This is a genomic window from Arthrobacter sp. FW306-07-I (assembly GCF_021800405.1).
GTDB lineage: Bacteria > Actinomycetota > Actinomycetes > Actinomycetales > Micrococcaceae > Arthrobacter.
Window position 1 is genome coordinate 3,367,481 of sequence record NZ_CP084550.1, and the last position, 24,135, is coordinate 3,391,615.

20 protein-coding genes and 2 pseudogenes are annotated in these 24,135 nt (G+C 58.5%); 12 read left to right on the top strand and 10 right to left on the bottom strand.

The features are described from left to right. Positions 1–2: 2 nt before the first annotated feature. From LFT46_RS15610 to LFT46_RS15620, 3 genes are all read left to right on the top strand, one after another. Complete coding sequence (locus tag LFT46_RS15610) at positions 3–965, top strand: amino acid ABC transporter permease (protein ID WP_236820293.1); 963 nt, start codon at positions 3–5, stop codon at positions 963–965. After that, complete coding sequence (locus LFT46_RS15615) at positions 962–1,726, top strand: amino acid ABC transporter ATP-binding protein (protein ID WP_272910804.1); 765 nt, start codon at positions 962–964, stop codon at positions 1,724–1,726. The genes LFT46_RS15610 and LFT46_RS15615 overlap by 4 nt, the downstream gene beginning before the upstream one ends. A gap of 89 nt (positions 1,727–1,815) precedes the next feature. Continuing rightward, positions 1,816–2,925: an alpha-hydroxy acid oxidase gene (locus LFT46_RS15620; RefSeq protein ID WP_236820294.1), complete on the top strand. Its 1,110-nt coding sequence runs from the start codon at positions 1,816–1,818 to the stop codon at positions 2,923–2,925. A gap of 55 nt (positions 2,926–2,980) precedes the next feature. On the opposite strand, the pseudogene LFT46_RS15625 reads toward LFT46_RS15620, so the two are convergent. Beyond that, a pseudogene (locus LFT46_RS15625) lies at positions 2,981–3,211 on the bottom strand (MinD/ParA family protein); the annotation flags it as partial. 129 nt (positions 3,212–3,340) lie between these two features. Here LFT46_RS15625 and LFT46_RS15630 point away from each other — a divergent pair. Both LFT46_RS15630 and LFT46_RS15635 read left to right on the top strand, forming a co-directional pair. Next, the gene (locus LFT46_RS15630) at positions 3,341–3,799 is read left to right on the top strand and encodes a hypothetical protein (protein WP_236820296.1); all 459 of its coding nucleotides are present in this window, start codon (positions 3,341–3,343) and stop codon (positions 3,797–3,799) included. A 275-nt stretch (positions 3,800–4,074) separates the two neighbouring features. Then, positions 4,075–4,329, top strand: a complete 255-nt coding sequence (locus tag LFT46_RS15635; protein ID WP_236820297.1) for a hypothetical protein — start codon at positions 4,075–4,077, stop codon at positions 4,327–4,329. 364 nt (positions 4,330–4,693) lie between these two features. Here the strand turns inward: LFT46_RS15635 and LFT46_RS15640 are convergent, their stop codons facing one another. From LFT46_RS15640 to LFT46_RS15660, 4 genes are all read right to left on the bottom strand, one after another. Beyond that, on the bottom strand, positions 4,694–5,932 hold the full coding sequence (locus tag LFT46_RS15640) for an O-antigen ligase family protein (RefSeq protein ID WP_236820298.1): 1,239 nt from the start codon (positions 5,930–5,932) through the stop codon (positions 4,694–4,696). A 34-nt stretch (positions 5,933–5,966) separates the two neighbouring features. Further along, positions 5,967–6,140 (bottom strand): hypothetical protein, encoded by a 174-nt coding sequence (locus LFT46_RS15645; protein ID WP_236820299.1) that lies wholly within the window; start codon positions 6,138–6,140, stop codon positions 5,967–5,969. Positions 6,141–6,219: 79 nt separating this feature from the next. Further along, positions 6,220–7,614, bottom strand: coding sequence for a MinD/ParA family ATP-binding protein (locus LFT46_RS15650; RefSeq protein ID WP_442863652.1), 1,395 nt, complete (start codon positions 7,612–7,614; stop codon positions 6,220–6,222). 326 nt (positions 7,615–7,940) lie between these two features. Next, entirely contained in the window at positions 7,941–8,768 is an 828-nt protein-coding gene (locus tag LFT46_RS15660) for an MBL fold metallo-hydrolase (protein WP_236820302.1), read from the bottom strand. Between the two features lie 350 nt (positions 8,769–9,118). Here LFT46_RS15660 and LFT46_RS15665 point away from each other — a divergent pair. The 7 genes and pseudogenes from LFT46_RS15665 to LFT46_RS15695 form a co-directional block, all read left to right on the top strand. After that, positions 9,119–9,793, top strand: a pseudogene (locus LFT46_RS15665) (transposase); the annotation flags it as partial. Positions 9,794–11,243: 1,450 nt separating this feature from the next. Further along, positions 11,244–12,359 (top strand): GNAT family N-acetyltransferase, encoded by a 1,116-nt coding sequence (locus tag LFT46_RS15670; protein WP_236820304.1) that lies wholly within the window; start codon positions 11,244–11,246, stop codon positions 12,357–12,359. Then, positions 12,356–14,218 carry a sugar transferase gene (locus LFT46_RS21190; RefSeq protein WP_272910805.1) on the top strand — a complete coding sequence of 621 codons (1,863 nt, stop codon included), beginning with the start codon at positions 12,356–12,358 and terminating at the stop codon, positions 14,216–14,218. The genes LFT46_RS15670 and LFT46_RS21190 overlap by 4 nt, the downstream gene beginning before the upstream one ends. Next, positions 14,215–14,970, top strand: a complete 756-nt coding sequence (locus LFT46_RS15685) for a GNAT family N-acetyltransferase (RefSeq protein ID WP_236820305.1) — start codon at positions 14,215–14,217, stop codon at positions 14,968–14,970. The genes LFT46_RS21190 and LFT46_RS15685 overlap by 4 nt, the downstream gene beginning before the upstream one ends. Before the next feature lie 172 nt (positions 14,971–15,142). After that, positions 15,143–16,225 carry a glycosyltransferase gene (locus tag LFT46_RS21365; protein ID WP_442863653.1) on the top strand — a complete coding sequence of 361 codons (1,083 nt, stop codon included), beginning with the start codon at positions 15,143–15,145 and terminating at the stop codon, positions 16,223–16,225. 3 nt (positions 16,226–16,228) lie between these two features. Beyond that, the gene (locus tag LFT46_RS15690; RefSeq protein WP_236820306.1) at positions 16,229–17,446 is read left to right on the top strand and encodes a glycosyltransferase; all 1,218 of its coding nucleotides are present in this window, start codon (positions 16,229–16,231) and stop codon (positions 17,444–17,446) included. 155 nt (positions 17,447–17,601) lie between these two features. Further along, the gene (locus LFT46_RS15695; RefSeq protein ID WP_236822059.1) at positions 17,602–18,060 is read left to right on the top strand and encodes a transposase family protein; all 459 of its coding nucleotides are present in this window, start codon (positions 17,602–17,604) and stop codon (positions 18,058–18,060) included. A 67-nt stretch (positions 18,061–18,127) separates the two neighbouring features. Here the strand turns inward: LFT46_RS15695 and LFT46_RS21370 are convergent, their stop codons facing one another. From LFT46_RS21370 to wecB, 5 genes are all read right to left on the bottom strand, one after another. Next, complete coding sequence (locus LFT46_RS21370; RefSeq protein ID WP_442863694.1) at positions 18,128–19,234, bottom strand: glycosyltransferase; 1,107 nt, start codon at positions 19,232–19,234, stop codon at positions 18,128–18,130. 79 nt (positions 19,235–19,313) lie between these two features. Then, positions 19,314–20,678 carry a lipopolysaccharide biosynthesis protein gene (locus tag LFT46_RS15700; RefSeq protein WP_236820307.1) on the bottom strand — a complete coding sequence of 455 codons (1,365 nt, stop codon included), beginning with the start codon at positions 20,676–20,678 and terminating at the stop codon, positions 19,314–19,316. A 23-nt stretch (positions 20,679–20,701) separates the two neighbouring features. Further along, positions 20,702–21,631, bottom strand: a complete 930-nt coding sequence (locus tag LFT46_RS15705; protein WP_236820308.1) for an NAD-dependent epimerase/dehydratase family protein — start codon at positions 21,629–21,631, stop codon at positions 20,702–20,704. Between the two features lie 56 nt (positions 21,632–21,687). Beyond that, complete coding sequence (locus tag LFT46_RS15710; RefSeq protein ID WP_236820309.1) at positions 21,688–22,956, bottom strand: nucleotide sugar dehydrogenase; 1,269 nt, start codon at positions 22,954–22,956, stop codon at positions 21,688–21,690. Between the two features lie 45 nt (positions 22,957–23,001). Next, a complete protein-coding gene (gene wecB / locus LFT46_RS15715) occupies positions 23,002–24,135 on the bottom strand; it encodes a non-hydrolyzing UDP-N-acetylglucosamine 2-epimerase (RefSeq protein WP_236820310.1) in 1,134 nt (377 codons plus the stop codon).

Genomic DNA, 24,135 nt, shown 5'->3' on the forward strand with positions numbered 1-24,135 from the left:
ACATGGCCAACACAGCCACGGAACCCGACGCCAAGGCACCCGCCGGTGACGCGTTGGACCGCCAGCTTCTCCTGGGCCGTCCGCACCAGCGCCACGGAGGGTTGTGGCTGACGGCGGCAATCGTCCTGTTCGCGATCTTCCTGGTGGGCTACTCCCTCGTCACCAATCCGCGGTTCGAGTGGAACGTGGTCTTCGGCTGGTTCACCTCGGAGCGGCTGTTCACAGGCCTCCTGCGCACGCTGGGACTGACGGCCATTTCCATGGCTGTGGGAATCGTCGTCGGCGTCCTGCTGGCGCTGGCCAGGCTCGCCCCGAACGCCATTGTGGCAGGGACCGCCGCGTTCCTGGTCTGGCTCTTCCGCGGGGTGCCGGTCTTCGTCCAACTCCTCTTCTGGGGCTTTATCGCCGCCATCTACCCACGGATTGCGGTGGGCGTGCCGTTCGGGCCCGAGTTCTTCTCGGTGGATGCCAACGTGCTCATCACCCCCTTCATGGCGGCAATCCTCGGCCTGGGCCTGAATGAAGGCGCCTACATGTCCGAGATCGTCCGGGCAGGGCTCCTGAGCGTCAACCGTGGACAAACGGAAGCGGCCACGGCCCTGGGCATGCGCCGGTTCGCGATACTTTCCCGGATCGTCCTGCCACAGGCAATGAAGATCATCATCCCGCCAACGGGCAACCAGACCATCTCCATGCTGAAGACCACCTCCCTGGTGAGCGTCCTGGCCTTCCCCGAGCTGCTCTATTCAGCGCAGCTGGTCTACAGCGCCAACTTCAAAACCATTCCGCTGCTTATCGCCGCCAGCATGTGGTACCTGCTGGTGACCAGCGTTCTGAGCCTTGGGCAGTTCTTCATTGAACGGCACTTCAACCGGGGCGGAATCACTTCCGGACGCAGCCCCCGGCGGCCCCGCAAGCCCAAGGCTGCGAGCCCACGCACCACACCAGAGGAGGCCCGGCCATGAGTGACGTGATGATCGAAGCACAGGGGGTCACCAAGAGTTTCGGCGACCTCGAAGTCCTCAAAGGCATCGACCTCACCATTCCCAAGGGCAGTGTGACCTGCATTATCGGGCCCTCCGGCTCCGGCAAGTCCACGTTCCTTCGCTGCATCAACCAGCTGGAAACGCTCGACGGCGGGTACATCCTTGTGGACGGACAGCCGGTTGGCGTGAAGATCAGGAAAGGCCGGCTGCACGCGCAGAACAACGCCGAGGCGGCGAGGATGCGCGAGAACGTCGGCATGGTCTTCCAGAGCTTCAACCTTTTCCCCCACATGACGGTGCTTGAGAACATCTGCGAAGCGCCGGTCAGGGTGAAGAGGGAGAACCGGAAGGCCGTCCAGGACCGGGCCCGCGTCCTCCTGGAGCGGGTGGGGCTCTCCGAGAAGGTGCATGCCTACCCGGCGTCCCTGTCCGGCGGCCAGCAGCAGCGCGTGGCCATCGCCAGGGCACTGGCCATGGAGCCACGGCTGATGCTGTTCGATGAGCCCACATCGGCCCTGGATCCGGAACTGGTGGGCGAGGTGCTGGACGTGATGCGGAAGCTCGCTGACGGCGGGATGACCATGATCGTGGTCACCCACGAGATCGGCTTCGCCCGGGAAGTGGGCGACCACCTGATCTTCATGGACTGCGGCGGCATCGTGGAGCAGGGCGACCCCCGGACCGTGCTGCGCGAACCCCGGCATGAACGCACCAAACAATTTCTGGCGAAAGTAATTTAGACCTTCACATTGGAGCAGGACCCTTGAGAAACAAATGGATTGTCAGCATTGATGACTACCGCAGGGCTTCCCGAAAGCAGCTGCCGAAGATGATCTCGGATTATCTGGAGGGCGGTGCGCTGGATGAGACCACCATGCACGCCAACGAGGACCGGTTTGATGCCCTGATGCTCCGCCAGCGGTCCATGGTGGACCTCCGCGGCCTGACCACCTCCACCACCGTGCTGAGGCACTCCCTGGCGATGCCGCTGATGGTGGCGCCCATGGGCATGCTCACCATCTTCCACCCGGGCTCTGACCCGGCCGTGGCCCGGGCTGCGGTCCGGGCGGGCTCGATCTTCATCCACAGCGCCTGGGCCGGCTGCTCGCTGGAAGAGGTGGCCAAGGTGGCCCCGGACAACCTTTGGGCGCAGATCGCCTTCTGGAAGGACCCGGCGGAGACGGCCAGCTACATCAGCCGGGCACGGGCCGTGGGCGTGGAGACGCTGGTGGTGGCGGGCGACGTCGGGTCCTCCAGCAAGCGCGAACGGGACCTTCACCACGGGCTGTCCATGCCGCCGCGCCCGCCGGTGGCGGACTACTTCAACGCGGCCACCCGCCCGGCCTGGCTGTGGCGCTGGCTCACCGGCCGGAAGATGACCTACGGGAACTACCAGATCGACGGCCGGCCGCTGCGCATGAATGAAATGAACAACTGGATGGCGTCCAACAAGAACCCGGGCGCCGCCTGGGAGGACTTCGCCAGGCTCCGGTCCGAGTGGAAGGGGAACCTGGTGATCAAGGGCATCATGGACGCCGAGGACGCGGCCCGGGCCGTGGACGAGGGCGCGGACGGCATCTTCGTCTCCAACCACGGCGGCCGGCAGTTCGACTCCCAGCCCGCCACCATCGACGTCCTGCCCTCCATCGTGGACGCGGTGGGCGGCCGCGCGGAGATCTACCTCGACGGCGGCATCCGGCGGGGGCACGACATCGTCAAGGCAGTTGCGCTGGGCGCCAAGGCGGCCCTTGCCGGGCGTCCGTTCGCCTACGCCCTGGCCACCGGCGGGGAGCCGGCGGTGGACCGGGTGTTCGGTATCCTCCAGGACGAGCTCAAGGGGGCCATGGGGTTCGTGGGCAAGTCATCCGTTGCGGACCTGGACAGCAGCATCTTTGCAGGGCAGGTCCAGCCTTCGCCAGCTGAGAGTGTGCTCGTCTAATGACGGCATCAAGAACTGCCCGCCTCCCCCAAAGGAGGCGGGCAGTTCCTTTGTCCTATCGGTACCCGTCCACGATCGCGGCGGCAATCTCCTTGTATGCCCGCCGTGTCTCGGGCTTCAGCACGTCCAGCGTCACCAGGTCGCCATCAGCCACACCCCGGTCGTGCGGCACGGCGATGAGTTCGCGGCAGATTCCGGCCAGGTGCTCCTCGATCGCGTCCTTGTCCACCTGGGAGGACACCTCGTCCTTGTCCGTGATCACCACGATGGCGTCGCGGGCCAGCGGGCCAGCTTCTCGTAGCCGTGGCTGGCAAGCCGCGATCACCAGGTCGTCTGCGATTTCGATATGGCACAAAATGCCACTTATGCCCCCAAGTGAAAGGCGAACACCGCGTATGCTGCGGGGGATGCTGTCATGGCCCCTACCGGCGACATCGTGACCGCGAAGGCAGCTTTCACGTCCAGCGCCACTTATTACGCTACCAAGTGGAACCTGTCCGGGTCGTACCCGGCCAAGGTCGCTTCGCCCCGCGACACCTCCAGCGTGAAGCTGAAACCAGTGCTGCTGGTGGACCGGGTGTCCCCGAACACCACGTGGGGCGACCTGACCCCGCTCTCGGTGAGCAACTCCAACATGTACGCGGTTGGCGCTGACCGCACCCTCCGTTCCTCATCGAACGGCGGCGCGGTATGGTCCAAGCTCGCCCAAGGCGGGGCCGGAAAGTACGCGAGGGAGGGCCTGTTTTTCCGTATATCCACTGCCGGGACAATCCTCACCACATGGCATCCTGACGGCGGCGGCGCACCCACCATCCGCGGCTCAACGAACTACGGGGCGACCTTCACGGACGTGGTGACAGCACAGAAACGTTGACTATCTGGGCCCGACCAGCGTGTGCCAGGACCCGGTCACCGGCAACATCTACATGGCCGAGTACGTGACCGCGAACGCTGCCACGCCGGCGACCTTCAAGGTCATCCGCTCCACAGACAACGGTGCAACTTGGTCTGACTTTCGCGTCTTCCAACGAGACGCCCTAGCCTACCCGGCCACCGCGGTCCGGCACGGCCACGGCATCCAGTGGGAAGCACGGGCAGCGTATCTACGTCCTCACTGGAGACGCTGAAAACGCCTGCGGTATCTACCGGGTGAACGCCTCCGGCACGGACCTTGAGCCTGTACTGCGGAAGGACTCCCTGTCCGCGGTCCTCTTCGCAGCAACGGCAGCCGGCATCATGTTCTTCCCCAACTACATTGCCTGGGGGCAGGACCAGGCAGCAGCGGCTTACCTTCTGCGGATGAACCGCAACCAGCTTGGCGCAGCGAACCCCGCTGTTGCGAAGATCATGCATGTCCAGTCGTGCGCCTGGTACACCTGGCGCACGAGGTCGGACGGCACTTAGTGGCTCATGGGCGTTTCGAACCAGCTGCTACCGCGATCGGCTACCAGAGTCGGTCGCACATGGTGCTCAGCTAACGTCGCCTCATACCGGAGGACTCGTTTAGCGATGGCTCGCACGCTCAGCATAAAGTTCTCCCTGATGTGGGACGCCTTATTGAAGGGCTGCGTGCCATCCTGAAACTGGACGACAACGCCACAGATATGCAGTGGCAAAACCGGTCCATGCGTGCCGCTAAGAACGCCGGGACAGCGCCCTACGTGGTCCGGTCAGTCAAGGTCAGCCCGGTACGCCAATCCAGTTCCGGGTCGATGAGGTCGTGGCAGCAGCGGTTACCTGCACGCCTACGTGACGTACGCCTGGGGTTCTAGCGGATAGGACCAGCGTTGGGACGAATAAGGTACTGGCTTTGCGGTACCTTCACCCAGTCGGGCGCATTGGGCTGATTCGCGGCGGGAGGGTCCTGCTCCCGCCGCGGACTGTCCAAGACCTTGAGGCGCGCAAAAACAGCCATCGCAACCCAAGCCGCAGGGGACGCTTCCCACATGCCAGACAGGTACAACGGGGCTGACCCTGCGAGGAACGCCCCAATGAGAAGCGGTTGCCGGGAGCCCGCCAGCGCGGTCCACATCAGCGCAACAAGGAGGCCCACACCAATCAGGCCAAGCCCCGTCCCGGTTTGAAGAACGAAGTTGTGCGCCCCGATACCTAGTCCATTCATGATGGTGAACGCGCCCGCGCCCAGCCCGACGACAGGGTTCTCCGCCCACATCTCCCGCGCAATCGGCCAAATAATGAGCCGTCCCGACCAGTCGCCCGTGACACGCGTCCCTGATTCATAGGCGAGAGACGCCTGATCCGCTATGCCCGTCACGATACAGAAAGCCGCAACAAGGACCACCCCAACCAAAAGCTTGAGCGGCTGCCTCCGGATGACCGCGCACACCAGCGACCAGGCAACAATGCCGGCGGCCCCCACTTGAGCTGCGCGGGTATCAGTGGCCATGATCCCCGCAATCACCACGGCGGAGGCCGCACCCAGCAGCAACACCGAGAATTTCGTCCGTCCCCGCGACACCCACAACACAACAATGAGCACCAACGCCGTCACCAGGGCGTAAGCAACATAGTTGATGTTCGCGTTACCGAGCACAGCTCGCCCACCCGTGGCCGCCGTCTCCGTCAGATCAGGACCAAAGTAAAGGTTCTTCGCCACAGTGAATACCGCGCCGGTAACAAACCCGGCGGCGATCATCCGGAGCTGGCTCCTGGACTTGATCAGATCATAGGCGGCGATAAAAATCAGCAGCACCTCGGACCAAAGGACCGCAGTGGCGGAGGTGAAATCCTCGGCCGTCGTCCATGTCATCGACATCCAAGCCCACAAGGCAAAAAGGACTGCCAGCAAGACGGGCGGGTCTATTTTGAAGGTTAGGGGCCTGCCCAGGATCAGGACTGCTATCGACACGACAGGGGCAATCGAGAGCGTGAAAGCAGGATCGAACGTTGACAGGCCGGCAAGCGCTGCCATCAGCAACGTCCTGATGCCGATCATTGTTTCGCGTTTTGTGGCAGCAGCGACAAGCGCAATCCCCCCAGAAGTCATGACCTGATTCTAGAGGCAAGTGAGTCGTGGCGCGTCATACAGTCATCCACTCGCCGCCCTGCTGCTGCACCCAAAGTCGATAGACAATAACCTGTGCTGCATCAGCGTGCTCCTTGCCAAGGACCTCCGCGTGCCTGCTGTCACGAGCCTTGAAGACTTTGACCTCAGCATCTTCTTTGTTTGTATCGGTGATTCGGTAGGTATCCATGCCCCGATAATAGGGCCACATACGATCGGTCCCCCTCAGCAGCTATTGAAGAATTAAAAAGAGCAGCCCGCTCAAGCCGTTATCGGTACCCGTCAACGATCGCGGCGGCGATCTCCTTATAGGCCCGCCGTGTCTCGGGCTTGAGCACGTCCAGGGTCACCAGGTCGCCATCGGCCACACCACGATCGTGCGGTACAGCGATAAGCTCACGGCAGATCCCGGCCAGGTGCTCCTCGATGGCGTCCTTGTCCACCCGGGAGGACACCTCGTCCTTGTCCGTGATCACCACGATGGCGTTGCGGGCCAGGTCCTGGTAGCCGTGGCTGGCCAGCCAGTGAAGCGTGCTGCGTGCACGTTTGGCGCCAGACACCGCATAGCCGGCGGCAATGACTAGGTTGTCTGCAGACTGCAGAATGCCGCTCATCGCGTTGTGGGTTACGCCCGTACCGCAGTCGGTCAGTGCCACGGAGTAGTAGCTGGAGATGAGCTTCCGGATCCGCAGGTACTCCTCGGCCGTCAGCGAGTCCGAGACTTCCGGATCCTGCTCCCCCGCGATCAGGTGCAGCCGGCCGGCGTGGTGCATGTACCGGGCCAAGGCCGTGAGCGAGTCGATGGATTCGATGTTTTCCAGCAGGTCCGTAATGGTCCGCGGGCTGGCTTGCTGGTAGATGCCCTCGCCCAGGGCGCGTTCCACCAGGTCTCCCGAGTCCGGATTGGCGTCGATGGCGCAGGGCGCGTCCCCTCGGTATTCGGCCAGGGTTAGGCCCACACCAACGGTGGTTGAGGTCTTTCCGATGCCGCCCTTGAGGCTCAGGATCGCGGTGTTGTAGCTGCCCTGGAGCTGGCGGGAGATGCGGCGGCCCAGCTCGTCCTCCTGCCGCTGCTTGGGTCCGGGACCCAGGTTCCAGGCACCCCCCGTCAGGTTATACAGCGCACCGCGGATGCCACCCCTGGGGCGCGGTTTCTGCTCCTTGACGAACAGCCCCGGCGAGCTGATGAAGTCCGGCATGGGACTTTCGGCGATCGTTTCCGCAACCGTTGGCCGGCTGCGGCGAAAAGAAGGCGTCTGCATGGAAGTGTCCGACGGCGGCGTGGCAGCTTCGGTTGCTGCCGCACCCGGAGAAACAGCCGGTTCAGAGGAAGGCACAGAGGCGATGGGTGCCGCGGCAGGATCGGCGGCAGGCTGCCTGGCGGCCGGGACGGGTTGTCCCGGGGCGGTGGCCGGAGGCGAAGGTGCCCGCGACGGCTTAGTAGCGTCGGCTGCGGCAGCCGCCTCGGCCCAGGACGTGCGCCGCGTGAGGGGCTGATCGGCGTCGTTTGAACTCGAAGGGGAAGGTGTTACTGCTGGCATGGTTCCTGTCCAGGCATCCTGAACTGAGCCGTCGGCACGACGAAGGTCGCGACGTCGGCGCAGCTGCGGCTGCCCTGCATCCTCTGCTTGGGCGCCTGCATTCTGATCCGCCGGATCTGGCATGTCTGTCCCCCCGGACGTTTCGGCAAACAATTCTGCGGCACTGGTTCAACAAGTAAGTCTAGGGGGTCCGGCAGGAGCTCCTGCCGGGTATTCGCTGGTCAGTGGTGGACGAGCGACCGACACCACAGCTGCGGCGGCTACCAGGAGAACGGCAAGGATGGAGAGCCCGGTAAGCGGAACAGCCTTTGTGGTGGCAGCAAACATAAGGAAAGTAGGCTTATTCTTTTACCGCCGAGAACATCAGCGCGAATAGGGATAGGATCCAGCATCGCCCCATGCAGAACCGCTTGGAATCCCACCCGAGGATTTTCTAAGGGAAGCTCTCACTAGGAAGCATCGTGAGGATTGCGCCGGGTCTCCTGAAGCCGCTTGATAAACCATCGGGACTGCTCAGGCCCATAAGGCAGGACGGGAATGGCCTTGGTGGCGTCGTTGGGCGTATCGCGGATGGACTGGCGGGCTTGGCGGACAGCTGTGGTCATGGTGTTGGCCATGGTCTTGACGAACTGATCGCTGCATGGCTTTCCGTGTCCGGGAATGAGGAACTCGTAGCGGTGGCGCAGCGCGGAGATGTGGCGGAGCGCATCCGCCCACTCTTCAGGATAGGAGTCCTCGAAGGAGGGGTGGGCTCCTTGTTCCACGAGGTCGCCGACGTACAGAGTAGTTGGCGTCCCGATTAGCAGGTCGCCATCGGTGTGCCCCCGGCCAAGGTGGAACAGGGTTGCTGTCACGCCACCAAGATCCACGAGGACGGGCTGGTCCTTGACGATAGCGTTGGGGACTACGAGTTCAACGTTGTTACCCTCAGCCGAGGACATCTCTGGCTCAAGCGTTCCGACGTACCTGCGCTGCAGGTCGCCTCGATGGTCGATCTCGATGGCACAGTTCTGGTGCGCCCAGAACTCGGTGACGCCGACATCGGCGAACACGGCGTTGCCGAAGAAGTGGTCGTAGTGGGCGTGGGTGTTGGCCACTACGAGAGGCAATTCGGTCTTCTCCCGGACCGCGTCCAGGATCTCGCGCCCCTGACGTGGACCGCAACCGGTGTCGATGACCATGGCCCGCTCGGAGCCCACGATCAGGCCGGTGTTCAGCAGGGATCCCTCAGTCACCAGCACATAGTTGTCCGTGCCGACTTCGAGCCATTCCGACATTGTTTCTCCATACCTCCGGCAGCGCGCGTTCGTCTTGGTCCCCGATTCTATCCATGCCGTCCGACTGCTGAGGGGAAGTTCGGTTGTTGCGGCCCTGAAGTGGTGCGGTTAGCGGCACCGGGGTCACTACTTATTGTTCTGGATAAAAAGACCAGCGGCCACACCCGATCGGCCGGGCGTGTCACCCGATCCATGAGCACCGGTTCGTGAGCACCGGTGAATCCGATCAAGGCAGGGCGTTCTGCTGTTTGGGGATGTTCATACGGGGTAACCCGGGCCGATGGCTCTGACCCAGACGCACGCTGGGTGCAAGATGTGCTGAGTCAGGACGTTGCTTACATCGTGAATGCCGGCACCGGATCTCCAAACTCCTGTTGCGGCAGGGCATCGTTTATTCGGGCGGGCAGGCCTGGACCGGAACCCATGAGCTCTGGCTGGCCCGGCAGCGGTTCGACGCACCGGCCAGGCAGTTGACCTATAAGTCCTCCCTTGAGGCGATGCAGGAGATCTCGGACCGACGTGGCCGCCTCGATCAAGCGATCACTGCGATGGCCTACAGCAGTGAATACACCCCCGTGGTCCGGGCACTGCAATGCCTGCGCGGTATCTCGACGCTGACCGCATTTGGACTGGCCGTGGAGATCGGCGACTGGGACCGGTTCACCGGCTCCACAATCGGCGCTTACCTCGGCCTGGTCCCGACGGAGCATTCTTCCGGACAGTCCCGGTCCCTGGGGTCCATCACGAAAACCGGCAACAGCCATGCCCGCCGGCTGCTTGTTGAAGCGGCTTGGCACCACCGCAGGCCATATAACAACCCCTCCCGGCTGATGCGGTGACGATGGGAAGAAGCCACCTCAGAAGCCAGAACGCGGGGACATGCCGGGAACCGGCGCCTGCACGACCGCTGGATCAGCTACCTCGAGCGCCGCAAACGCCCGGTCATCGCCAATGTCGCCATCGCCCGCGAGCTCTCCGGATGGTGCTGGTCCCTGGCCACAGGCACCCACCCGGGCCGCCCCTGATTTCGGCAGACTCTTGCCGCCTCATTAAAGGACAGCAGGCACCAAAACACCCCCGAAAAGACCCAGTTGAACAGTGGTTCCTCGCAGCGCGTGGAGTAAAAGCCGCGATACACCTATGGGCAACCCGAAACGGGCGACGCCCGTCATTGCTAGACCAGCGGTAGCCTCCAGCCGAACACTTCGTCCTGCGGTATCCAACCCGCGCATATCAGTCTAACCGCGCAGTCGCCAACGACACGCTGGGCCACACACCCAACGCCTCTTCCCGGGGGCCACAAAAAGGAAGCGGTCCCAGGCAACCCAGCCCGCGGACTGCTTCCTCACGCTCTTGACAAACGAGATCTACATATCAGATGTACTGCCCAGGGACGTTGGTTGGCTGGCTGAATGTAATGACCCGCGGGAGCTATTGAGCCGAAGGTGAGGACCCGGTTGCAGAGTGGAGTTGCTTAGACAACCGCTGCAGCGACCAGGAGGTCCTTATGTCGCTAATGCCGCTTTGCAAAGAGTCCCACAGGCCCCACACTGCATTCGGCGGCCATCCGCCCATCGGCCGGCCCGCCTGGGCAGTACATTTAGAGGGCTGATTCCGGGATTCCATCCAGGGCGATTTCACTGAGCTTGAACCACATAGCTCTCATGAAACCCTCGCTGTCTCTACGGACGACTGCAAACCTCACCCCTTGTCCATCCCATCGCTCCACCAGCACGTCGCCACGAACGTCGCGGGTGACGAACACATCGTGCGCTACCCACGCCGCGCCGTTTTTGAATCCGAACATTGCCGCTGGAACGGAAGCCCTTGTACGGCCACCAGCCCCTTTGTCTTCCTCATATCGAGCCATGGGTCGAAATTAGCCTCGGTGAATGCGCTAGGCACGAGTAGGCGGTACCCGAGTTTCCCCTGCCGACTACTCCCGGCTCCGAACTCCGTACTTGCCCAAGTTCTGTCAGAACCGATCCATCGGACGTCAAGGGACATTCCTAAGATCGTGGCGCCCTTCGGGCACAGGTTTCCAAGCGTCAGTAAAGAGGCTTATCACAAACGATTACTGTTCGCTTCAAGCGGACATATAGACTGTTATCGCACGCACAGACCGAGATTGCTTCAATTGACTAGCGGCAGGCGGGCGGCGATACTATCCGCCCCTGGACTGCGCGCTTTGGATGTAGCCCGCATATGCCGGGCCGAGAATTCTGGGGATATTTTGAAATTGGCCGCACGATTCGATCCGTCGTCACTCAAGACTGTCAGATGTCCACCGTCGTCAAACAAAGCAAGCCACCGCATGCTTCCGCATGTGAGGTTAAAGACGGTAAAGAGACAAAGCGCTTTGATATTGTGGCCCACCCCGGACGCACTGTCCTGGCACAGGGCCGACATCCCTGTCCACACAAGGCATAGGCGATGCAGGCAAAGCGGATGTGCATTGGGTCAAGGTACAAGAGTATGACAGATCAGTTCTGCCTGTGGGATGCAGATAATCCCGACGACTTCGATTCTTGGGTCACGGCGTGGGAGAAGTGGCCAGAAAAAGAGGTTGGAGCGCATCCCGGTTACGGAAAACTCTTCAAGGCACCAGGCGATCGTTTTCTTTGTGCGGCCTATATCACGCCAAGTAATGGCTCGGTTCTCTATCCCTTCATTCTTCGCGATGTGCCGCAATATCTCGTGACTCTCCACCAAGAAGAAACGCTCCGAGATATCATCACACCATACGGCTATGGCGGCCCATATGCATGGGACTTGATTGATCCAAGCATTGTCTCGTCGCAATTCTGGAAACAGTTTGACGCTTGGGCCACAGAGAACAACGTCGTCAGCGAGTTCATTCGATTCAGCCTCTTTCCGCATGCCCTGCTGCCATATCCGGGAGATGTTATTTCCCGATCGTGCAATATTGTCCGCTCATTGGAGTTGGACGATAACGCAATGTTTCTAAGCTTTGAAAAAAAAGTTCGAAAAAACGTCAGGAAGGCCGAAAGAAGCGGCTTGAGAGTGGAAATCGATGAGCACGGGGGGAGAATCGACGAGTTTTTGCGAATCTATGACAGCACAATGAAGCGCCGCGAAGCAGACGACTCATACCGATTCCCCAAGACATTCTTTGAGGCGCTGCATGGCGGCCTCGCGGGATATTTCGCCTATGCCTATGTCCTCTATGAGCAAGATGTTATCTCCACCGAGCTTCTACTCGTATCCGGGTTCCACGTTTATTCCTTTCTTGGCGGTACGCTGGAGGAGTACTTCGAACTTCGACCGAATGATTTGCTCAAGCATGAGGTTATTCGCTGGGCCCGTTCCAAGGGCAAGACCAATTATGTTCTGGGAGGAGGAGCTCTTCCGGGTGATGGCATTGAACGTTACAAACGTTCGTTCGCCCCAAGCGGAGCCGTAGAATTTATGACGGGTCAACGAATACTTCATCCAGGTACATACCAGCAACTTTTAGAAGCACGTCGCTCTGCTGCCGGGGCAGACGTTGACCTGGTTGGCCCGTCAGCATACTTCCCAGCGTACCGGATGCCATTGCGCGACTATAGAAGTCCGAAAGGAGCGAAATGAGTGATAGGGGTTTACGTCGTCCGCGCGTCCTGATGATAACGCAGTGGTTCGACCCTGAACCTACGTTTAAAGGCCTATTGCTGGCCAAGGAGCTGAAGCGCCACGGTTACGACGTCGATGTTGTCACCGGGTTCCCCAACTATCCCGGCGGAGTGCTCTACGATGGTTATCGTGTGAAGGCTTTCCATCGGGAAGAAATCGACGGTATTAAGGTTCTTCGAGTACCCCTCTATCCTAGCCATGACGGGTCCGGATTCAGGCGCGCACTGAATTACATAACCTTTGCCTTATCAGCGTCAGTAGGTGTACTTGCCATGAGACGCCCAGACGTTGCTTACGTGTATCATCCTCCGGCAACGGTGGGTATTCCCGCCTTGGTGCTGAAAGCCGTAAAGGGTGTGCCGTATATTTACGACGTGCAAGATCTGTGGCCAGATACGTTGGCGGCAACAGGAATGATGAACCATCCGGTGCCCCTAAGAATTGTCGGATTGGGCATGAACCTGATCTATAGGAGCGCTGAACGGATCGTAGTGCTATCGGATGGATTTCAAAAGGCCCTTTCCGAGCGCTCAATCGCCCCACGACGGATAGAAGTCATCCCAAATTGGGCTCACGAAGATCAGATCGATCCCAGCTTTGCTCCTTTGCGGGCTGTTGACCTCGGTTTTGAAGGGAAATTTACCGTAACTTTTGCTGGCAACATGGGAAAGGGGCAGGCTCTAGGGACTGTCTTAAGCGCGGCTAAACTACTGGGGGACGAGGAGCGTCTTCGCTTCCTCTTGGTCGGTGGGGGCGTCGAGTTTGAGAACTTGAAGCATCTGGCCAGCGAATCGCATCTTACTAATGTCCAATTCATGCCGAGGCGCCCGCCATCCGAGATCGGGGAAATCCTTGCCCTTTCTGACGCGTTGCTGGTCCATTTACGGAACGACCCGTTGTTTTCGATTACCATTCCATCGAAGACGCAGGCTTACCTGCTCGCTGGCCGCCCCATCTTAATGGGGGTCCGCGGGGACGCAGCGGAAATAGTCACGGAGGCGGGAGCGGGGATGTGCTTCGAACCGGAGAATCCCCAGGACCTAGCACGTGTAGTCCGTGAGTTGATGGCACTGAATGATTCTCAGCTTTGCGAGATGGGCAGAGCGGGGCAGCGTTTTTACGAGGAGCGAATGTCGCTGAAAGTTGGTGGCCGTCGCTTCGCTGAAGTACTGGAGAGGGTTCGTTGGGCGAAGCCGCATGTACGTGCACAAAAGCGCCTTATGGACATCGTTGGCGCCAGCCTAGGCTTAGTGCTTTCCAGCGTCCCGATGGCAGTGACAGCATTGTTGGTTCGCAAGGAACTTGGATCGCCGGTTTTGTTCAGACAAACGCGGCCCGGTCGGGACGGCAAACCCTTTGAGATGCTCAAATTCCGTACTATGGGCAGTGAAGTGGACGAGCGAGGAGAACCATTACCGGACAGCAAACGACTCGGTAAGATAGGGTCTTTGTTGCGCGAAGCAAGCTTGGACGAACTCCCGGGCTTATGGAATGTGCTCAGGGGCGACATGTCGCTAATCGGTCCTCGCCCTCTGCTCATGAGATACACGGAATACTTTACAGAGACCGAATTAGCAAGGCTGGACGTGAAGCCGGGCATAACGGGATGGGCTCAAGTGAACGGGCGAAACACCGTTTCATGGGATAGACGCCTCGAATACGATACTTGGTACGTGAAGCACCAGTCTATAATGCTGGATTTCCGAATTTTATTCATGACTGTCGCTAAGGTGTTTCGGCGACAAGGAGTCATAGTAGATCCTAGGTCTGTCATGCTGGATCTAGACCAAGAGCGTAGTAGACGAGGCAGCAAGTGAGCCGGCCGATCATACGTTTTTTGTGCCAGAAAGACATCCCAGCTGTCGTCGAACTGCTCCACAGATCCTTTGACAACCGCCTGCGCTCTTTCATGACCTATACCCAGCAGGGCATAGGGCACTTCTTGTCAGTTCCCCTGCAATATCCTGGGCTACAATCCGACCGGATACGCCTCGTTGTGGTACAGGAGGAGGAAGTAGTCGGCTTCGCCGACTACCGCATGCTCGGGGATCAAAATGGCCATCTGTCTTACATCTGCGTAAAACCCACCGCACGCGGTCAGGGCGTAGCAAGTGCACTTATCACCGAGTTTCTACGCATGTATCCGCAAGTGGAAGTACTTAGCTTGGACGTGTTCCGCGACAATGGTCCAGCCAGGGCCCTGTATACCAAACTAGGGTTCGAAGTGCAGGAAATCGCCGCTTGGGTAACTCGGTTCCTTCCCACTCCGCTCGCTTCCGTTTCCATCAACTCCGTAGAAGCTTCGATGGCCGCATACCGTCGACATGGTTTCTGCGAGTTGGATGTTTGTTTCGACCAACAGCGCCTCACTGTTGGCCTCATCGGCTCTGATCTTGTGCGGTGCTTTTCGATCGACGCCTTCGAGAACGACGCACTACTCGCGGGCATCCGCCAGGTGTTCAATTTTGCTGAACGTGCTATGACCGTCGTCCCTGAAACCAGACTGATAGAAATCAAAAATCCACACACTGTGGTTACCCTGTCAGATCGGATGTCTCTTGCCACCTGACAACCGCAGGAACCTCAGGTACTTTCTTGCCCATATGTTCCGGCAAATACCCGGCTCAGGACGCCCCGCTACGCTACTGTCGGATTTTTTACATTGCTCGGCTGTATACCTGCTCAGATTGAGCATGAGCAAAAAAGGTTGCAAATTCGCCATGTCGGGAGTTGAGACGTAAATGACGAAACCACGCATCGTACAACACTCATTTGGTTCCAAGGGAACTGGTGGTCCCATCGGGGCCTTAACACGAGTACTCGAATCTGACATTGCCACATCATTCGAGTTCCTACATGTCGCGCAGCCATACGCGGCGGGAGGACTCAATCTCAAGATGATTTATATGATGGCAAAGGAAATGCGAACTTTTCGACCGGACATCGCACATATTCGCGGATTGGGTAATGAGGGTTTCCACGGGGTGATTGCTGCAAAAGTAGCACGAGTGCCAAAAGTTCTCGTGTCAGTTCATGGATCAGTTCGCGACCTAGTCTCAGGGTCAGCAGGATTTCGCCGGTGGATCGTCGGAAGCATTCTAGAGCCGTTGACTTTGCGGCTTTCAACCCACATTGTAACCGTTTGCGAGGATGCAATGGAGAAGCCTGTACTACAACCTTTCGCCGATAAGCTTCTTGGCGTCGTTCCAAACGGTGTCGATCTCCCAACTCCTCGGACCGATAATCGCAGGGCAGTCAGAAGTGCACTTTCGATAGGCACTGACGATGTAGTTCTCATTATCGTGGGGCGGCTCGTGGTCGATAAAGGAGGCTTTGACCTTTTGGAGGCGTTGGACCTAATTCCCGCAGAGGTACACTCGCAATCCATTCATCTTCTTATTGTTGGTGAGGGTCCAGATCGGGAATCATTATCTGCCCGCGCGCAATTGATTGAGAATGTCCAGATTCATATTCTCGGACTCCGACACGATGTCTCTGAGCTATTCGCCGCGTCAGACATTGCAATACTCCCCAGTTGGCACGAAAACATGTCCAACGCACTTTTGGAGGCAATGGCTGCAGGAGCTCCTGTTATAGCAACGAGGGTCGGCGGAAACACGGAGGTCTTGTCTAAGGGAGGCGGCATCCTGGTACCATCCCAGAATCCCAGTGCGCTAGCTTCAGCCATCTGCCGACTCGTTCATAACAATCAGGAAAGAGTCGCGCTGGGGAAGGAGGCCCGCTCCGTGATTGAGCGTTTCTACACAACCGGGCATATGACTCAGCATCTTTCCCATATATACCGTACTATTCTGAGGAGCTGAACTTTGACCGACAAACCTCCATCGGTAGTCCTGCTCGGGTTCACTGTTGACGACAAGAAATTGTTCGAGATAGCGCAGCAAAGCGCCATTCTCCCTACGCAAACACACAGGTTTGCGTGGAACCTTGTGTATGCTCTCAAGTCGGCCAGCCTTGAGGTCGCTCTCCTTTCGGTTCTTCCGGTGCCTAATCACCCGGAATATCCATACAAGATCATCCGCTCCTCGGTAGTAGAGCAAGACAACGTTCGAGGCATTACTCTTGGATTCGTAAACATGCTTATTCTCAAGCACGCAACACGTTTCCTTGCCTGCCTTTCGACGGGCACACGGTTCATTCGATACCAGGATCCAGAAACAATAGTTGTACATGGCGTGCATACACCGTTTCTTGTATTCGCGCGACTTGTAAAGAAGGGACTCGGACGACAAATTTGTCTGGTGATGACTGACCCACCGGGGGTTGTGCGGGCTGCGGACGGTGTCATCAGTAGAGTGCTGAAACGCCTTGACCGTAAGCTTGTAAGACTTCTTGCCTCAGGATTTGATGGGATCATATGCCTCACGCCAGCACTCGCGGCTGACTTTGCACCGACTGTTCCGGCTTTGGTGTTGGAGGGTTTCGCCAACCATGAACTGGCTTCTCTCCCCTCCCGCTCGCGCCAAGCTGACAGCCTATTCCGCATTGCGTATGCTGGAGCGATTAACGTTGAGTATGGGGTCGAGAACCTTGTGCTCGCTTTTATGTCCATGACTGACCCCGATGTCCGGCTGCACCTGTATGGAAAAGGACCCCTGGATAAGTGGGTATTGGAACAATGCAAGCTGGACAAACGAATTCTCCACGGCGGCTTGGTTGACCACTCTGCGTTGATGCCTCGTTTAAAGGAAGCTTCGGTCCTCATAAACCCACGTCCCGCAGCTCAGGAATTCGTTCGTTACTCGTTCCCGTCAAAGATTCTCGAGTACATGGCCCTGGGCGCTCCTGTGATCACCACTCGCCTGGCCGGTTTGAGCGCGGACTATTTGCAGTACGTCCAACTAACCGACGATGATTCAGTCGCTGCTTTAGCCCGTGCTATCGAGGCTGTGCGCTGCCAATATCCCAAAGCGGTGGAGCGTGGGTTGCGCGGCCGCGAATATGTACTCCGAGAGAAATCTGTAAGTAATCAAGGCAAGCGCATCGCCAAGTTTCTCTCGACCCTTACTGGAACCCGCCATTAGCGGCTCTTCGCAGATGAGGATGGTTAGGGCGCTTTGAGAGCTCCGCCGTGGCTTCAGGTGCGGCGTGGTGCAGTAGGAAAGAGGTCAGGGCCTCTTTGAATTGGTAGCGAACAAGCAAACCAATACGGCAAAGAGACCCTGACATGAATAACTCTATGTCTTGTTCCGGTGGGCGCTGGTGCACGCGTGCGGATGCGCTGCTGGGCGTCGAAGGCATACACGTCAGCTCTGTCGCAGCGACCGGAGCCGGACTGCTTCTGCACATCGCGACCGGTGATGACTTCGCCGGTTGCCCTGATTGCGGGGTCGTCGCTGTTGGCCATGGACGCCGCCACGTCCGGCTCCATGACATTCCCTGTTTCGGCAGGCCGGTGCGGCTGCTGTGGGCCAAGCGAGTTTGGCGCTGCCCGGATCCGGACTGCCCGGGAACCACCTTCACCGAGGAACACCCGCTGGCCAGTCCCCGTGCAAAACTTACTGCCAGGGCGGTCGCATGGGCCCCCGACGCCCTGCAGCGTTTCGACATGCCGGTCCCGAAAGTTCAGAAACTACAGGCCTGCTCGCCGCAGGGGATTCACCGCACCTACCGGATCAAACAGGCCAACCCTGACTAAATACGAAGGGCTGACTAACTTTAGGGGCATTTACGCCTCATCTTGGTTGTACACGAACATTATTTTCCTAAGGACTTAATGCGACCGAAAGGAAGGCATGAAGAGGATCTGCATGACTCTTTGGAGAAAAGCATATTCGCGCCTCAGAGGCAACTTCCTTCCTGCTATATTCATATGGGCTGGAGAGAGCTATTGATACCTTTGATACAAGTGATTCCAGACTCGCGTCCGGCAAGATAGAAGAGTTCCTCCCGTCCACAAGGACATCGGCGAGATTACTTGTCAGGTTAGACATCACGGGCGTCCCCAGTAAGAGGCTTTCCGGAACTTTTGACGGGAATCCAGCCTGAGCATACTGCTGCGACCCCCGCTGTAATACAGAGAAGTGACTGTTGGCAATTATTTCTCGAGCACTGGAGGACGCGAGACGGCCATGAAACACAAGGCTCTCGTGCCCTATGGCAGCTCTTGCCTCGTCGCCAAGCAAGGCCGCTGCTGCCGACTTCTCAACGCCCACGATATGAATGCGCAGTTGATCGCGCGTACTTCCGAGCGCGCTGGGAAGAAGGACCAGATTGCTAATAGTCTGCCGATCCTTTAGCCCTGGAGAACCGACGTAACACAGCGTCAAGGGGTCGTCTTGGTTTAGGGATGCCTCGGGTCTGTCTTCAAAGTCGAACAGAGGGGGCACCCGTAGCGTGGGGACGCCCTTCCTACAGAAGTAATCTTCAAGAAAGCGGCTAATTGGGATGACACCGTCTGCCTTCGGAGCAAGCCATCGCATGGAAAGACTATTAGCCATGGCAAAGGGCCCCCATCTCCCCCCCGGAAGATGGGATGCTTCATACCATTCTGTGACATCGAGGACGAGTGGAATTCCCAAGCGGTGTGCAAGCGGGATGAGTCGGGCCAAGTATCCGAAGGCCGTTCCGTAAACAAGAATCACGTCTGGCGCAGGATCCATCTTTCGGATCCAGTTTCTCGTTGCTGTGCCCCAGCTAAGCCCACGAACTATCCGTCGCAACTTCGGCCACCCCGGGTCGGGCAGCTCTCGGAGTCCTGTCACTTCCAGCATACGGCTGGAAACTGCGGTAGGCGAATACTCGCCGTAGCCGCCCGAGCCCACGCTAACACGGTCGCCAGCGGCATTTAAGGCCTGGATTATCCCCAACATTCTCTGGGCCGGCGCCGACGACGATGGAAAATCGATAGGGCCAACGTAGGCCACGTGGAGTTCACCGGAAGTTTCTCGGTCAGTTCTTGGCGGTCTCACATACGCTCCTTAAAGTTGCTCGATAGCCAAGGATGGCTGCCGGGCACAGTGTCACCAAGTAGGCAATCGCCCCAGCCAGGGGGATGCCCTGCACTCCGCATAGAACGCCGAAGTAAATCTTTAAGGGGAGGGATATGACAACGAACGAAACCCACCCAACGAACTGGTATCGAAGTAGTCCGATACTGTTTTGTACACTGAAGAACGGTGAGGAGAACCCGAGCAATAGTGACCACATGACTAAATTGAATGCTAGTTCCCATGGAATCGTGTGCCCGTCACCTATCCAGAGGCCCGCGATGACGTTACGCAGCAGCAGGAGCAGGGCTCCCCCCAAACCGACCAAGGCAACAGAAAAATAGGCCATTTTGCGGGTTGTTCTCCGGACCCAGGCCGTGTCACCCCTTGCAAGCGCCTCACCGTTTGCGGGCCACAATGGCAGTGCAACGAGAGTGATGGCCATTGCAAGCAGCGAGAAAAGCTTGGTCGCAATCGAGAAGTCGCTCACCGCACTTAGGTCGGCGATCCGGGCAACAATGAGATTATCTGCGTTAAGGGAAACCGAGGTCAGCACCGATAGGAAAAGGAAGCCCAGCCCCACTCGCAAAAGCGCTCCGGCAGCAGAGGCGGAAACGGAACGAAATGCGGGTCTTATCTCCGGGTGGCGGGCATAGTAGACGAAGTTGTTCAGAAGCATGATGGCCGGATTGGAGAATACGGCCGCTGCAACGACCAGGGTGTACCCAACGTTCGAGTAGGACGCGGCATAGACGGCCGCGACGGTGAGGACAGCGCCAACAATCTGCCAGACGTTGCTTTTCCAGGCATCACCGAACGCATATTGCACTCGCTGCACCAGTGACAAAGGGACTGTGACTGCGAATGCTGTCAGACAGAGTATCGCCACATTCCGGACCGCATTCGGGTCCAAGCGCTCATCCAGCTTCAAGAAAGCAGCCCAGTCAAGTGACGGCACAAGAAGGATGACGAACGCCATTAGTACAAGCGCCATCGCACCTAACGACGCGTAGGCAGTGCTAACCAATGTTTTCGCAGCTATAAAGTCTCTGGCGGCGACAGACGGCGCCAATCGTGTGAGCAAGCCGTTACCGAGCCCAAGGTCAGCGAACATGGCCATTGCCGTGAGGGACACAACTGTCATCCAAAACCCGAACAGTTCAGGTCCCAAATAATGCAAGGTAACCGGAATCGTCAGGAGTGGCGCGGCGAGAATCAGCACCCGGGATGCTAGCCCGGTGAAGATCCCAAACACAAGGGACTTCGTCCGTGATTGCTCCGCCGATTCAGTGCCCGAATACGCTGTGGGGGCCGTTTGCTCAGTCATCACCGCCCCCACAACAACCCGACCTAGAGTGCCATGTACCAGTCATAGACTTCCTTGAGCGCGTGGACGAAGTCGGGCTGCACAACATCCGGTAACAATGAACGAAGCAGTTCGGAGGAGGCCTGCGAATGCTTCACATCACCCGGGCGCGGTTCCACATACTCAACTTTTATTGGGCTGCTGTGCAGTTCCTGCAGAAGTGCCACCACTCCGTTAAGCGAGGTACGCGTGCCGAAAGCTAGGTTCACCGGCGTCTCGCAGGTCACGGTACGCAGGGCAGCCTTGGCGATCGCGTCAGTAACAGCATGGATGGAAGTAAAGTCACGTGACTGCTCGCCGTCACCAAAAATGGTCAATGGTTCGTTCTTCTTAAGTGCTGCCAGGAACTTCGGGATCACGGCGGCGTACACGTGGTCAGCTCGCTGAAGCGGTCCGAAGACATTAAAGAACCGGAAGGCAATGGTGTTAAGGCCGTAGCTCGTGGAGTAGGCGTTTGTGTACGCCTCAGTGGCCAACTTCGTCACGGCATAGGGACTGAGCGGCAAAGTCGCGAGCGATTCGGTCTTTGGAAGAGCAGGGTTGGCACCGTACACCGACGATGAGGAAGCAACGCTCACATGCTGAACCCCGGTGGCTCGAGCCGCTTCGAGCACATGCAGCGTTCCGTCGATGTTCACGGCGTTCGTGGAAAAGGGATCCTTGATTGACCGCGGGACTGATGGAAGGGCACCCAGATGGACGACTGCGTCGACTCCCTCGGTGGCCCGCACCACGTCGTCGTAGTTTCGAAGGTCTCCCTCTATTTCCTGGACGCGCGGATGCGGAACGTCACGACGACGGCCCGTCACGTAGTTATCCAAGGTCCGCACGCGTTCCACGTCGGGCCGCGCCAAAAGATGATTCACCAGGTTGGTGCCGATGAACCCGCATCCGCCCGTTATCAAGATCTCCATATTTACTCTCCTAATCGAATACGCGCTCGGACCACTGACCGTTTGGAAGGACGCACTTACAGCGCGTGCACCCGGCTGCCGGTCAACTTGTTCTTGGTGTCCAATACGAGCGCGCCCTCCCTGTCCACGAGGTCATAGGAGATGTCATCGTGGTCCGTGAGGAGGACAATAATGTCTGCTTTTTCAACAGCGTCTGCTGACCAAGCAGCTTGTGTGATCCCGGCCGGCCACCGGTGAGGCTCAACGTGGCTGTCTACCGCAGATATCTCAGCGCCCATCCCACGGAGGAGCTCAGCCAAGCGAACTGAAGGCGCCTCCCGAATATCGCCGGTATTTTTCTTGTATGCAAGCCCAAGCAGGAGCACGGCCGATCCTTTCACAGCCTTGCCCTTATTGTTGAGCAATTCCACTATCCGCTGCACAACGTAGCTGGGCATGTTGTCATTGATGTCATTGGCAAGCTCAACGAACCGGAAATTCTGTCCCAGCTTCCGGCGAACCTGCCACGACAAGTAGCTCGGATCCACAGGCAGGCAGTGTCCACCGACGCCAGGGCCCGGCGTGAATTTCATGAAGCCGAAAGGTTTCGTGCCTGCCGCCTCAATGGACTCCCAGACATTCACACCGAGTTGATTGGCAAAAATGGCAAGTTCATTCACCAATGCGATGTTCACGTGCCGGAATGTATTTTCAAGGAGCTTGGTCAGTTCGGCTTCCTTGGGGGAACTGACCGGCACGGTCTGGTTTACGAGGTCATCGTAGAAGCGCTGAACGTGTCCGAGGGATGCAGAGTTGATCCCCGATACGACCTTGGGGGTCTCCACGAAACCCCAGGTTTTGTTTCCAGGATCAATACGCTCCGGGCTGTATCCCACATGAAAGTCAGTGCCGGCCTGCAGGCCGGACCCCTCCTCAAGAATGGGCACCAACAGTTCTTCAGTGGTTCCCGGGTAAGTAGTGGATTCGAGAACGACCACCGCTCCTGCCGTAAGGTTGGCTGCCAGCGAGCGGCCGGATTCCTCAATGAAGGAAAGGTCAGGAAGGCTCTCCCGGAGTGGCGTCGGTACCGTGATGACGGCGACGCGGAACCCTTGCGTCTCAGCGTAGTCCGTCGTCGCGATATACCGGCCGGAGTCGAGGACAGACCTCAATTGTCTGTTTGAGATGTCGTCGACGTATGACTCGCCTGCGTTGAGTGAGTCGATGCGGTTCTTGTCCAAATCAACGCCGACGACGGAGTAGCCGACTTCGACGGCTCTCATCGCAACCGGAAGGCCTACATAGCCTTGTCCAACGATGACGACTTTCCGATCCGTGATGATCATTTTGCTTTCTTCCAGTTGTATGCGCGGATTTTTGAACTCAACTAGCTACTGGCTCCTGATACCGCTTCGCTGGCCATGGCTATGCGCCGTGGAGCGTATGAAACTCACGACGCGCCGCGAAGTATCTGCTACCTGGTATTCCGGAGGTAAAGCGGCCGAACCGTCAGAGTCGAACTCCTCCAGAGCTATGCGGACGCCATCAGGAATTGAGTCGGCAGAGACGCCTACGGTGATAATTCCGGCCGTATCCATGGACTCGGGGCGTTCGATGAAGTCGCGCAGAGTAACAGCCGGGAAGCCTAGGATGGCCGACTCCTCGCTGATCGTTCCACTGTCGGATAGTACGAGTTTCGCCGACTGCTGCAGCGCAATGTAGTCGTGGAATCCGAAGGGGGGGTGAAATGTGAGGGAACCCCTCGATTCTTCCGGCAATTCAGCCAGCCGCTTACGGGTGCGTGGATGGGTCGAGACCAGCACGGGCAGCTCGTACGCGCTGGCGAGTTGGTTCAGGGCTTCTAGAACGGAGGTGAGTCGCGGGACGCTGTCGACATTCTCTTCACGATGCAGGCTTACGAGGAAATACCCGCCAGCGGTGAGGTCCTGACGTTCCAGCACGTTGCTGGCGGCGATCTGCGCCGCATTCGCATCCAGCACTTCCCGCATCGGCGAACCAGTAAGCATGATTCGAGACGGATGAATTCCTTCAGCCAGCAGGTTGCGCCGCGCATGCTCCGTGTAGACAAGGTTGTAGTCAGCCACATGGTCAACGAGGCGGCGGTTGACCTCCTCGGGAACATTTTCATCAAAACAGCGGTTTCCGGCTTCCATGTGATAAACAGGAATTTTCATTCTGCGTGCCATCAGCGCGGAAATGCAGCTGTTGGTATCACCGAGGACAAGCATGGCGTCGGGCTTTTCACTAGTAAGCACGGACTCCACTTTTGTGAGGATTGTTCCCAAAACCGCGCCCAAGGAACTGGTATCTGCTTCCAGGAAATGATCCGGGCGGCGGAGTCCGAGGTTTTCAAAAAACACTTCGTTTAGTTCGTAATCATAATTTTGGCCGGTATGTACGAGCACGTGGTCCGTGTATTTATCCAACCGTTTAATGGTTGCTGCTAAGCGGATGATTTCTGGTCGGGTGCCAACGACTGTCAGTACCTTTAGTTTTTTCGTCAT